Below are 12,417 nucleotides of genomic sequence, written 5' to 3' on the forward strand. Positions count from 1 at the left end.
GTCCCATCAGGTCCGCAGCCGGCCCGCCCTGCCAGCTCCGCGTGCGCCACAATCCGCGCTCAGCCCACACACCCGATGCGGGTATAGTAATGACCTTTATCCGGAGACGGCGAACCTCCGGAGGCCCACCACACCAACCCACGGGATTCGACCATGCCAAACCGGCCGCTCAGCCAGAACGCGACCACCACACCAGTACGGCACCCACCTGGCCAAGCCCCGCTCGACGGACAGCGGGATATCGCGCGGCTGCTCGGAGGCGATGGCCGCTGGCGCCTCTTCCGGGACAACAATCCCCACGGCCTCCGGCTCGACACCTACAGCGACAGGTGGACTCTCACCCGCGAGTTCCACGTCCACATCAACGGCACCGACGGTGAACGATGGGACATGATCACCGAACCATCGCCCGTCTGCGTCGGAGGATGGGACGCCCAGCGCTGCGAGTACGTGGCGCGCAGGCTGCCGACCGGGCACGTGATCGCCAGGGGCGACACGCAATACGGGGTCCTGGCGCGCGCCGCACGACGGTGCCTTCCCAATGCCCGGCACCACCCACCGCAGGGCCAGTGACCACAGCGCCCCAGCGCCCTTGGGGCGACTGCTCGGCGGAGGCCGGGGGGTTAGTTTGGCGAACTCCCCCCGGCCGCCTGGCATCCGACGCCACACGGGCCCCAACGAACCCTTACGCCGGAGCGTGCCGCTCATCGTACGGCAGCCCCCAGCCAGCGACCGTGAAGCAGACCATGAGAAGCGTCCTCAACCGCCATCCGCCGACCATTCGGCTCGCCAACCAGTGCGTACGGCATCATCACTCCATGTCCACGCGCTCCCCACACGGCCACGATGTCGTGAACCGGATCGAAGCAGCGGCGATGCTCGGCATCTCCGTAAGCCACCTCGACCGGCTCTACCGCGAGCGCGACAGCAACGGCTTCCCCGAGCGCGCCGCCGATGGCCGCACATGGCACCGCCAGGACATCGCCGACTACGAACTGCCACGCGAACAGGCCACGCGCAGCGCGCGCGACAGCGTCGACCGCTCCGGGGACCCGGACGAGTTGGTCGACACCGCGACGGCGGCTCGCATCCTCGGCTACCGCGACCGAAGCGCCCTCGCCGGAAACAACCCCGTGTGGCTGCGGCTGCAGCAACAGGTGGATGACGAATCCTTGACCCCATCCGGCCGCAAACGCAGACGGTGGAAGCGTCGCACCGTGTGGGAGATCGCGGAAAACCGCATCGGCAAGGGAGGCGCGACGCGCACCGGACGGCCGGCCGGCACTCCCCACGGCCACCCCGACCGCTCCGGCAACCCGGACGAACTGGTGGGCAAAGCGGAAGCCGCCCGAGTGCTCGGCTACAGCACCGCCAACGCCCTACCCAGTCGCGTGCTGGAGCGCGCCGATGAGCAGACAGCAGGCCCAAAGGGGCGCTACCGCCGCAAGTGGAGGCGCGAAACGCTGTGGGCCATCCTGGACGAGCAGGGCACACCATCCCACCCCTGATCTGCTCAGCTAGCCCTCGGCGTAGGGCTGCCGCCGACCCCGACCGATCACCGTACTTCCGCTCACGAGACGCCCGGCCCTGGCGGGCCGGGTAAACCGGAAGCGGCCTCCGGCCGCACTGCCCAAACCCCCTTCACCGGTGGGGGACGCAACAGGCTAGCGACGTGCTCGCTCCGGTCAAGTCCGGGCGCGGCTCGGAAACATCATGCACACCCCGCATGATCTTTCCTCGAAACCCCGCGCCCGGACTTGACCTCCACTGCGCGCGCCGCGGGTCGAGTGAACTCGCCCCCCACCGCCAAAGGAAGTGGGGGACGCGCCGTGTCCGTACACGGCAGCGTGATCGGCTTAGCCGCCGGCAAACCACCGTCAAGATCATCGAAATTTCTCGACCATCCAGGCCGAATCGGATAGATCCACACCACCGGAAAAGGTATAGTAATGATTGTTCGGAGGGGACGGCGAACCCCCACCGCACACCACACAAACCCCAACCCAAAGGAGACACATGAACTCCCACGACATCGGCACTCCGCCGATCGTCGAGGGCTACGGCTGCACGACGTGCGGCGTACCCCTCACCGTGATCACCACCCCGGCCGGCGGACGGACGTTCCTTCATCCCCGCCACAGCAACCACGACCACGAACCCAACCCGGTGCCGCTCGGACAGCTCCCGCACGTCGAAATGACGTGCGACTTTTGCTCCGCGCCTCGCCCGGTGGCGTCGTTCACCTTCGCAAAACTCGAAATCGCCATGACGACCGCAGCCGACGTCAGCGGCATGGCGATGCACAACCTCGGCGGCAGTTGGGCAGCGTGCGAGGGATGCGCGCGCCTGGTCGAGCAACGCGACCCTGAAGGGCTGACCGCTCGCGCCGTCAAACGCGCCCGCCGCCGTGGCCTGTCGGACGACGCGCAGAGCTTCTTCCGACCCCTGCACCAAGCCCTCTTCGCCGCCACTCCCAGCACACCGGCACGACAACCGCTCCCCTACAGGGCGAACAACCGCAGTCGCCCTCCCGCGCAGGACGCCGCTCCCGCCCTCGAGGTACGGTCGCTGCGCCCGCAGATGCTGCCGAAGGTGCGGGATCGGCTCGTGCGCTTCTGGCGCACGTCCGGCGGCTCGCATCTCCTGCGCCTGCTCGACAGCGGCGAGACGTACAAGGTCCCCGGACACCTGTTCCCCGGCGCACCAGTCGACGCCCCCGCCGCGATCGTCGACGCCCACAACCCCGAAGCACTGCGCCAGTACACCGCCCTAATGGCAAACCACGCGGAAAACGGACGCGTGTTCTGGATCGACCCCGATTTCACCGCCCTCGCCGCGCACGCGGCGCGCGATCTTCCTGACGTGCGCGTCGAGCAGGTCGAGATGCCGGCATCTGACGGCCTGGTCGTCTGGCACACGCCGATCTATCGGCCGGTAGAGCCGCAGACCGGCGTAGCAGTGCCTATCGTCGCGGCGCAGTGGGGACCGATCCCCGGTGGCGTCTGGATCACCTTCTACACCCCCGCCGAAACCCTCCTACAGGGTCAGCAGCCCACCGAGTTGGAATTGCAGGGGCTGCGCGAGCGCATCGGCTGGCTCGCCCCGGTCAGTAGCGGCGCTGGGCTGCGCTTCGGTCAGCCGTACGCACCCAACAGCGAACAGACGCGCGTGATGCTGTGCTCGCTGATCGCCACGTGGATCCTGTCGACGCAGCCCGACGCCGAGGTCACCGAGGAACCAGCCGACAAGGCGACGCGCAAGGCATACCAGCGCGCCAACCGACCTGCGCCAACGGTGCGGCTGGTACGGCTGCGACGCAAGCAGCAGGCCCGCCAGGACAGCCCCGATGGCACGACCACGCGCGTCTACACCCGCCGATGGTGGGTCGCCGGATTCTTCCGGCAGCAGCCCTACGGCCCCGGCCGCGCACTGCGCCGCCGAACCTACGTCCGTCCTCACATCAAGGGACCGGCCGACGCCCCGCTCATCCTGACCGATCAGGTTCACGTGCTCGGCGACGCCCGCAGGCGACACCAGCCGTAGAGACGTAACAGGGGAGCCGGCCGCGCCGGCTCCCCTGTTACCCGTCGATGGCAACACCCCGACAAATGAAAGCGTGATCGGCGTAGCCGCCGGCACATCAAATCATTGAGGTTTCTCGACGGTGCGGGGCGAATTGGATAGACCGACACCATCAGATTAGGTATAGTAATGATTGTTCGGAGGGGACGGCGAACCCCCACCGCGCACCACACAAACCCCAACCCCAGGGAGCACCCGAATGCACACGGCGTGGCAAACGATCCTGCTCGCAATTACCACCGCCAACCTCGTCGCACTCCTGCTACAAAACCGACGACTTCGCACCGCCCTCGCCACCGCCCGCCACGAGGCCGACCACGACCCGCTGACCGGCCTGCCCAACCGCCGCGCGTTGCTGCGCCACCTGAACGCGCTCCTGGCCGACCGCGCCCGGCCCGTCAGCGTCGCCCTGCTCGACCTCAACGACTTCAAAGCGATCAACGACCAGCACGGGCACGCCGCAGGCGACAGCCTGCTCATCCACGTCGCGGACACCCTCACCGCACTCGACCTACCCGCCGCCTACATCGGCCGAATGAGCGGCGACGAGTTCTTGATCGTCACCGACGGCGGCGAACGCACCAGCCGCGAGAACGCCACCGCCGCAGCCGATGCCCTCGACCGCAGCACGCTCGCGATCTTCGGTGAGCCCGTCAACTGCCGCGCAAGCGTTGGCCTCGCGATAGCCGACCACGGCACCCGTACGGCCTCCGACCTGCTAACTCGGGCTGACGCTGCTATGTACGACGCCAAGCGCCACGGCGCAGCCGTCCAGGTGTGGCACCACACCACCGCAACCACCGCCACCAAGGCAGCCACCTCACGCCGCCGCTACCGCTAACGCCCCGGCGCGGCCCGGGTCACCCCACCCGGGCCGCCCCTCCCCCTCGCACCACGCGCGCCATCCGGGCGGAACGGCGAACACCGCCGCCCCACACGAACGCCAACACGAGGAGCCCCTATGTCTGCCCTCACGGCACCCACGGCATTGATCCCGGCGGCAACGCCCGCCGTCCGCCGCGCCGGTCAAATCCTGGCCATGCTTGACGACGCCCGCCGCCGCATGGCGCACGTCATCAGCCACCTCGACTTGTGCGACCACCGCCCCGCGTGGCCCACCAAGCCGGTCCACGACCTGACCACCGCTGTGCAACTGCGCGCCGCAACCGTCGCACTCATCAAGTACGCCCGCCGGCACCACTGCGAGGACTGCAACCCCGGACGAATGCGCGCCACCCTGCGACTGGCCGCGATGCTGCTCGACCTCTGGCAGCACGGCAAGCACTACGTGCAGCGCCCCAACCTGTACCCGATCACGCTCGCCCACAGCGCGCACCGACTGTTCAGCGACTGCGCCGGATGGACCACCACCGGCGACCCCGGACGCCTGCTCGGCCAGCACCCCTGACCCCGCGCCCACCCGGCCGCACGCAGCGGCCGGGCTGCACACTCGGGACGTCGTCGGCGCGCATCGAGCACGCCGCCGCCGGCTGCCGCTCCCGACTCTCACCCCACGTCCCACAGCGCATCCGCGGGTCAGCCGCCGTCCGCCAGGCCGGCGGCTGACCCGACATCACCCATCACGCCCCCGCGCGATACGACCTCCGGCGCAGGCGGCCGGCCACGACGCGGCACCACCGACCCCAATTGCGTGATGCGCTCGCGCACCGCCTTACCGTCCACCGTCCGGCGCAGCGCCCGGACCCTGCTCACGTCCACACCGGCCAGCTCTGCGGCCAACCCGTCGTCACGGAGAATCGTCGCCAGGACCACCACCGACAGTTCGTGTGCCGCCGTTGCGTCCCGCATCTCCCCGTCTACCTTTGCCAGCAACTCGCGCCGCCGCTCGGCAGCATCCGCAAGCGCCGAGGCAGACTGCTCGACAGCCCGCACCGCACGCCGCTCGACCTCCTGCCGCGCCCGAAGCGCACGGACTGCATCATTCCCCGTTCGACTCGCCATATCCCGACCGTAGCGGCTTCCCGATCCCACCAACACATCCCGAGCCCGCCCGTTTGTCTATTCGTTCGATCCTGGCCGCAATTTCAGGAATCACCTCAGACCTTCACTCCGACCGACCACATGGCCTTCTACCTGCAAGAACAGCCGCCCTGACGATTCTCGCTCCCTTAAAGGCGACACACCCTCTTGCATTCTCCGCCACCCACCTTCTAGTTGATGTTCTACGGTTTTCCCATGTTGTCCATCACGCGAATCTCACCCGGCAGCGGATATCGCTATCTGATGGAGCAGGTCGCGGCCGGCCGACATGACATGCGCGCCCCGACCGCCGGGGGCCCGGCCCCGTACTACATGGACCCGACGGCGCGAGGTGAGAGCCCCGGCTGGTGGGCAGGCGCCGGCGCCGCAGTGCTCGGAATGAGCGGCTGGGTCACCGAGAGCCAGATGCGGTTCCTCGTCGGCCAGGGACGCCATCCGCGCGCCGGCTACCAGCTCGGACAGCGATGGCGCACCTACGCGCCGCAGACCGACGCTTACCGTGCCGCAGCCGCGCAGCGAGCGCTGTCACGTCTGCCCGACGACGCCACGGTCGAACAGCGGGACAAGGCGTGGTACGACGCGATGACCGCCCCGGAGCGCCGCGCGGTGTCCGCGTTCGACGTCACCGTGTCCCCGGTCAAGTCCGTGTCGCTGCTGTGGGCCTTCGGTGACGACGACGTCAAACGCGACGTCATGGCCGCCCATCACGCCGGGGTACGGGTCGTGCTCGAGCACCTGCAACGGCACGGCGCCTACGCCCGCGCCGGCGCCGGGGGCGTCCGCCAACTCGACACCGCCGGCCTGGCGGCCATGGTCTTCGACCACCGCCTCAGCCGCGAACGTGACCCCCAACTCCACGCGCACATCGTGGTCTCCGCCAAAGTTCAAGCCCACAGCCACGACGCGAAACCCCAGTGGCTCGCCCTCGACGGCCGAGCCCTCTACCGCGCCGCGATCGGCGCCCGCGTCGCCTACGAACGCGCCGTCGAAGCCGAGCTACGCCAGCGCCGCGGCATCACCTTCGCCTCACGGCCCGACACCGGCATCCGTGAAATCGTCGGCATCAGCGACGACTCCCTGCGCCACTGGGCCAAACGCCGCGCCGCCATCACCGAGGAGATCCACCGCAGCGCGTCCCCGCTTCAACGGATGACACCGCGACGGTGGCGCACTCGAGCCCAGGACGCCACCCTGCGCACGCGCCGCCCGCACAAAGGCGCCGAGTCGACCCACGAGGCCGTACGCCGTTGGCTCGCCGAAGACCGCAAGATGGGCCTCGACACCCGAGGGCAGATCCACCGTCTTCTCGCCGGTCACGCGCACGATGACACCGCCGCCATCGCCATGCGGGTGCTGCGCCGGGCCCGCCGTCTCGCAGCCGACCCCGCCGCCCTGGACGAAGCCACGCTACGGGACGCCGCCGCCCAGCTTCGCGTCCCCCGCGCGCACCGCACGCGCGTCATCGACGCAGCCGTCCGCGCCGACGACCGATTGGCGGTCGCCCGCGCCGTGCACACACTCAGCCGCCAACGCGCCGTCTTCAGCCGCGACCACCTCGAACTCGCCATCGGCCAGGTCCTCGACATCACACCCGGGCACTCGCCCGCCGCGGACTGGCAACGCGTGCAGAGCCTCGCCGCGCGCGCCGTCGCCGAGCGGGCCGCCGGCCTGCGTGTCCTGACTCCCCCAGCGCTCGTGCAGTGGGGCCCGAGCCTGCAACGTGCTAGCGACCAGCACAGCGAATACACCCGCCACCGGGACCTGCACCTGACCACCCACGCCGTCCTCGCCGCCGAGCACCAGGTCATCGCCTACGCCCGTCAACGCGGTGCACGGCCCGCACCCGCCGAGCTCGTCAACGCCGCCATCGAGCAGTTGGACCTGTCCGGCGAGAAAGCCGACGCGCTGCGGTTCCTCATCGGCGATGACCGGCGCATCACCGGCGTCATCGGCCCCGCCGGCACCGGCAAGACGCACCTTCAGCGGGCCGTCGCCGCCGCCGCCCACACCGCAGGCATACCGGTGCTCGGTCTCACCGTCGGCCAGGTCGCCGCCAACCTGCTCGCCGACGCCACCCGCCAGCCTGACGGGACCACCCTGCGCGCCGAGAACATCGCGCGGTGGCTGCACGCCCACCATCGCCCCCCGCTCGACAGCAACACCCGCGACTGGCAGTTCGCACCCGGGCAATGGGTCATCGTCGACGAGGCATCCCAGGTCTCCAGCCACGACCTTGCCCGCATCACCGCCCAGCTCGACCAGGTACGCGGCAAGCTCATCCTCGTCGGCGACCCCAACCAGACATCCGCCGTCGGACCCGGTGGGCTGCTCCGCTACCTCGCCACCCTGGGCGTCACCACTTCCCTGTCGCACGTACACCGCTTCACCCACGCCTGGGAAGGCCCTGCCTCGCTACGGCTCCGCCACGGCGACCCCACCGTCCTAAACGAGTACGACCGGCACGGGCGCCTCGTCGGCGGTCACCGCCGCCACCTCGTCAACCAGATGCTCACCCGATGGCTCGCCGACATCACCGCCGGCCGCCGCAGCATGATGCTCGTCGACACCACCGAAGAGGCCAGCGACATCGCCCACCACGCCCGCAACCTGCTCATCACCGCAGGCCACGTGCAGCCCGGCCGCGCCGTCCGCCTGCAGGACGGCAACCTCGCCGGCGTGGGCGACACCATCGTCACCCGCCGCAACGACCGGCGCATCGCCGCCGGCCCCGACTACGTCACCAACCGCGACCAATGGCGCATCAACGCCATCACTCGCGACGGGCAACTCCACGTCACCAACACCACCACCAGCACAGCCGCCGTCCTGCCCGCCGCCTACACCGCCCGGCACACCCATCTCGCGTACGCCCAAACCGTCGACTCGGTTCAAGGACAGACCGTCCACACCGCCCGCGCGCTCATCGACGACAACACCTCACTCGCCCGCGTCTACGTCATGCTCACCCGCGGCCGAACGCTCAACGAGGCGTATGTCGTCACCGACGACGACCCCCGCGACGGCACCCCACCCGCCCCGCCCACCGCCCGCGTCGCCGTGCTCGCCGACATCATGCGCCGCAACGCGCCCGAGCGCTCCGCCACCGAAACCGAACAGCAGCTCTGGGCCGACGCCGACGCCCTGCACACCTGGACGCCCATCTACGACGACCTCACCGCCCGCGCCCGCATCCCCGAATACCTCGCCATCGTCCGCCAACTCAGCGGCCCCACCCTCGCCGACCAGCTCGCCCACGACCTCGCCCTACCGGCGCTCATCAGCCGACTCACCACCTACGCCGCCGCCGGACACGAACCCCGCGACGTCCTCCGCCGCGTCATCCGCGTACGCGAACTCGACACCGCAGACGAAATCGCCGCCGTCCTCAGCTGGCGCATCGACCGCCTCATGCAACGAGCCACCGCCGACCCCGCCGTCGCCGAACACCCAGAACACTGGCGCACCCACACCGACCGCCTCCCGGCCGACCTCACCGGCGACATCGGTGACGCGCTTCGCCAGGTCGCCGCCATCTGCGATCGCCGAGCCGAAGCACTCGCGCACCTCGCCGCACAGACCCGGCCCGCCTGGAGCCTCGCCCTCGGCGACATCCCCACCGACGACACCGGCCGCCAACAATGGCTCACCCGCGCCGAGGTCATCGCCGCCTACCGCGACACCTACCAACTCACCAGCGACCACCCCATCGGGCCCGAACCCCGCACCAGCGACATCGCCCGCTGGAACGCCTGGCACCGGGCCCGACTCGTCCTCGGCGCCGCCACCCTCGCCGGCAAGCTCACCACCGCACCCGAGGCCGAACTCACCCGCCTCATCACGGCGCAGCACGCTGCCGACAACGCCGCACCGGCCTACGTCGCCGACGAGCTGCGCACCACCTACCGGGCTCTCACCGACGCCACACACCAACGCCACGACCTCGTCCAGCTGCTCAGCACCGCCGACGCCACGCACCGCCAAACCGTGCTGCGCGCGCAACGGTTGCAACCCCGCTGGTGGCACCGCGGCCCCTCACGTACCCGACGCCTCACCGCACAACGCAACCTGCACACCCATGCCGCCGCAGCGGCTGACCAGGTCGGCAGCCTTCAGCAGAAGCTGGCCAGCCTCGACCACCAGATGGCCGAGCACAGCCGACGCGCCACCGTCCTCGACGGTCAGCACGCGGCATGGAAACGCTGGTACGACAGCGCCCTACCGACGCGCTACGCCGGCCTCGCCGCCGCCGCCGAACAGGTCCGCCGCGCCGCCAGCCGCAACGCGGCCCACGCCGAGGCCGTCGCCGCCACCACCGCCCGCGTCCACGCGGTGAACGACACTCGCCCAACGCCTCACGCCACACCCGTCCCCGAGCACCTGCGCCAACACGCGCACGACGCACACCAGCGCATCACCACCCATCTCGACAGCAGCGAAACGGAGATCGATTGATGACCCCACCGCCCTCGTCGACAAGTCACGGCGGCAACCGCGCCACCCGGCCTGACGCATACCCGTGTCCGGCGTCATCATCGACTAGGACGAGCTAGCACCGGCTCTCGCCGCCGCAAGCGCAGCCGCACGTGGCCAGCCTTTCCGCTCGTCTCTGCTTGCGTGCCCGCGGCCGGCCGGCCGACCAAACCGGCCGCGGTCGAGCTAACCCGGCCGGTTCCGTCGACCCTGTCGCGGCGGCTCGGGACGGATGGACGCCACTGTGCCTTTCACCGAAGCTCCGACCTGGAGCCGATGGGCTAGGCGTCCGGCTGGCGCCGGCACCGCCTCGCCGCCTGTTGACGACAGAGAGACGAACACGCGGCCCGCGAGGAGGACCCCCAGAATCGGCACGGTTTCCTGCTGAACCTCGGCCAGCACAACGGACTCCTCGGTGATCGGATCTCCCCAATGCCGCAGCACGGTCAACCCGCGCGCAATCGCGCTCACCGGCACGTCGGCCCTGCGCTTGGCGTTGCGCACCGCCAGGAGCTCGGCCCGAACGCGGTCCGCTGGTTCGCCTTCGGGTATACCGGCCTTGATGCATACGGCGAGATACATCGACTTGAGAAGTGCGAGACGCAACCGATTCTCGTCGGGTGGTGAAACCTCCAAGGTGACGTCCCCGGCCGCCAGGATCTCACTGACGGCGGGGTCGCTGGGTCCCTCGGGAAAGAGAACAAACTCCCCGTTCGGTGTCCATCGCATCAGTAGCCGGCTTGTCTGCCGCTTGCCTCGAACCGCGTCCGACTGGAACGACGGCATCGTCAGAGCTCCGTCGAACCAATCGACCAGGTCGGCTTCCACGAGGCTTCCGAACCCGTGGTTGCATCGGTCGCAGGTCCGGGTCATCTTCGTGCCGCCGAGCCGTTGCGGCGGCACGTGCTCCTCGGTGGTCGCCGGGTCACCGCAGATCGGGCAGCGGTCGAAGAAGCGCGGGCGCAACACCTCGATCGGCCTGAGCGGTGCCGTCTTCGTCGGCCCTGGCGGTTCATTCCTGAAGTCGAGAGGGACGTCACCCGTCCGGTCCACGGACATCGCCTCTGGTGGCCGCTTACGCATCAGGGCACCCCTTCTTCGACCAGGCAGCGCGCGCGGGCATCACAGAGCCGAGGTGATCGCTGCCGTGATCTGATCGAGGCCCTGCTGCGCCAGCTCGCGCACCTCCTCATTCGCTGCCTCGGCGGCGATCGGGAACAGGAAGCCCTTGACGGCCGTCGCCAGCCGGCGCAGCTTCCCCGGCTCGGGCTGGTCCTGCTGGACCTCGGCGAGCACCTCATTCGCGGCGTCCTCGATGTCCTGCTGCTCCTGTGGGTTAAGCCCGTACGCGGGGAGCTGTTTGAGGATGGCGGCGACCGCTTCCGCGAGCGGCTGGAACTCCGGCGCCACCTGCTGAGTGATCTCCTGGTGCTGCGCCACGTCGCGGTTGCCCCACGCCCACTGCCCGCCCTGGGTGTTCCCGTGAAAAACGGGCCCGTGGTTGATCGTCGGACCGTATCCGCGTTGGTCGCGCAGGTACTCCGCCACGTTGCTCTCCCAGTCCGTTACGCAGTCGATCCCGTCTGTGGTGATCTCGGCTCGCACCGGTCCGCGGAGCTGAGCGACTCTGACGCCTTTGATCAGCCGCTTGTCGGACAGGTACTCGGCCGCGTGCTGGATCTCCACGTCGGAGAACCGGGTGCCCTCCCACAGCGAGTCGTCGTCTTGCCCGAACTTGCCGGTGATCGGCATGTGTACCTGTGCAATTTGTTGCCGGTAGAACCAGCTCAGCAAGGCCGACCGGCACGCACGTGCCCGCAATGCCGGGTCCGCCCGCCGGCGGCGGCGCTCCCGGACATTGGCGATGCCGTACGCGGTGAGAACGGCGCACGGGTTACCCATGCCCGTGCCCTGATCACTCAGGAGCCCTTCGTCACGGCAGTACCAGAGCAGCGTGAACGCTCCGTCAAGGTCCAGGCCGACGCTCTCGGCGAACTCCATGATGGGTACGCTCTCGGTGGAGACGCCGTTTGCCTTGTCGTAGACCCAATCCATGAGCTGGTCCCGGAATGCGACAGCCTCGGCCATAGCTGATCTTCCTTACGTTCGATGAGGGCCGCGGGAAATGGTACGGCCCACCACCGACAAAACCGGCGCAGATCGCTCGTACGGGTGTACGCAGACGCACTCGGGCCATGGCGACGTGCGCGAGGCTCGACCGAGTGGGCGCGAAGACGGCCAGGCCGTTCGCTCACATGATGGCGGCGTCCGGCAGCGGGCAGCGGCGCGAGTGCCCATCCGGCCAACACACGCTTGTCGGGGATTACCCAACGCTCGACACCGGCCGGTCGGCGGCACCGGTGA

The 12,417-nt window shown here is 69.5% G+C and carries 9 protein-coding genes; 6 read left to right on the forward strand and 3 right to left on the reverse strand.

Annotation, left to right across the window (positions count from 1 at the left end):
* Positions 1–153: 153 nt before the first annotated feature.
* From ACGFI9_RS33485 to ACGFI9_RS33505, 5 genes are all read left to right on the forward strand, one after another.
* Positions 154–573 (forward strand): hypothetical protein, encoded by a 420-nt coding sequence (locus tag ACGFI9_RS33485; protein ID WP_393184444.1) that lies wholly within the window; start codon positions 154–156, stop codon positions 571–573.
* Positions 574–734: 161 nt separating this feature from the next.
* Positions 735–1,508 carry a hypothetical protein gene (locus ACGFI9_RS33490; protein ID WP_393184445.1) on the forward strand — a complete coding sequence of 258 codons (774 nt, stop codon included), beginning with the start codon at positions 735–737 and terminating at the stop codon, positions 1,506–1,508.
* 508 nt (positions 1,509–2,016) lie between these two features.
* Positions 2,017–3,543 (forward strand): hypothetical protein, encoded by a 1,527-nt coding sequence (locus tag ACGFI9_RS33495; RefSeq protein ID WP_393184447.1) that lies wholly within the window; start codon positions 2,017–2,019, stop codon positions 3,541–3,543.
* A 238-nt stretch (positions 3,544–3,781) separates the two neighbouring features.
* Positions 3,782–4,423 carry a GGDEF domain-containing protein gene (locus tag ACGFI9_RS33500; RefSeq protein WP_052744849.1) on the forward strand — a complete coding sequence of 214 codons (642 nt, stop codon included), beginning with the start codon at positions 3,782–3,784 and terminating at the stop codon, positions 4,421–4,423.
* A gap of 198 nt (positions 4,424–4,621) precedes the next feature.
* Complete coding sequence (locus tag ACGFI9_RS33505) at positions 4,622–4,990, forward strand: hypothetical protein (RefSeq protein ID WP_393184448.1); 369 nt, start codon at positions 4,622–4,624, stop codon at positions 4,988–4,990.
* A gap of 128 nt (positions 4,991–5,118) precedes the next feature.
* On the opposite strand, the gene ACGFI9_RS33510 is transcribed toward ACGFI9_RS33505, so the two are convergent.
* Positions 5,119–5,544, reverse strand: a complete 426-nt coding sequence (locus tag ACGFI9_RS33510; protein ID WP_393184450.1) for a hypothetical protein — start codon at positions 5,542–5,544, stop codon at positions 5,119–5,121.
* A 234-nt stretch (positions 5,545–5,778) separates the two neighbouring features.
* On the opposite strand from ACGFI9_RS33510, the gene mobF reads away from it, so the two are divergent.
* Positions 5,779–10,035: a MobF family relaxase gene (gene mobF, locus ACGFI9_RS33515; protein ID WP_393184452.1), complete on the forward strand. Its 4,257-nt coding sequence runs from the start codon at positions 5,779–5,781 to the stop codon at positions 10,033–10,035.
* Positions 10,036–10,239: 204 nt separating this feature from the next.
* Here the strand turns inward: mobF and ACGFI9_RS33520 are convergent, their stop codons facing one another.
* Both ACGFI9_RS33520 and ACGFI9_RS33525 read right to left on the reverse strand, forming a co-directional pair.
* Complete coding sequence (locus ACGFI9_RS33520) at positions 10,240–11,136, reverse strand: HNH endonuclease (protein ID WP_393184454.1); 897 nt, start codon at positions 11,134–11,136, stop codon at positions 10,240–10,242.
* Positions 11,137–11,175: 39 nt separating this feature from the next.
* On the reverse strand, positions 11,176–12,141 hold the full coding sequence (locus tag ACGFI9_RS33525; protein ID WP_393184455.1) for a hypothetical protein: 966 nt from the start codon (positions 12,139–12,141) through the stop codon (positions 11,176–11,178).
* Positions 12,142–12,417 lie beyond the last annotated feature (276 nt).

Source organism: Micromonospora sp. NPDC048930, from assembly GCF_043197935.1.
GTDB lineage: Bacteria > Actinomycetota > Actinomycetes > Mycobacteriales > Micromonosporaceae > Micromonospora.

What these genes read in the sequence shown, in the direction of transcription:
- ACGFI9_RS33495 (WP_393184447.1), top strand. Translation starts at nt 2,017, where the DNA reads ATGAACTCCCACGACATCGGCACTCCGCCGATCGTCGAGGGCTACGGC.
- ACGFI9_RS33500 (WP_052744849.1), top strand. Translation starts at nt 3,782, where the DNA reads ATGCACACGGCGTGGCAAACGATCCTGCTCGCAATTACCACCGCCAAC.
- ACGFI9_RS33520 (WP_393184454.1), bottom strand. Translation starts at nt 11,136, where the DNA reads ATGCGTAAGCGGCCACCAGAGGCGATGTCCGTGGACCGGACGGGTGAC.
- ACGFI9_RS33505 (WP_393184448.1), top strand. Translation starts at nt 4,622, where the DNA reads ATGCTTGACGACGCCCGCCGCCGCATGGCGCACGTCATCAGCCACCTC.
- ACGFI9_RS33510 (WP_393184450.1), bottom strand. Translation starts at nt 5,544, where the DNA reads ATGGCGAGTCGAACGGGGAATGATGCAGTCCGTGCGCTTCGGGCGCGG.
- ACGFI9_RS33485 (WP_393184444.1), top strand. Translation starts at nt 154, where the DNA reads ATGCCAAACCGGCCGCTCAGCCAGAACGCGACCACCACACCAGTACGG.
- mobF (WP_393184452.1), top strand. Translation starts at nt 5,779, where the DNA reads ATGTTGTCCATCACGCGAATCTCACCCGGCAGCGGATATCGCTATCTG.
- ACGFI9_RS33525 (WP_393184455.1), bottom strand. Translation starts at nt 12,141, where the DNA reads ATGGCCGAGGCTGTCGCATTCCGGGACCAGCTCATGGATTGGGTCTAC.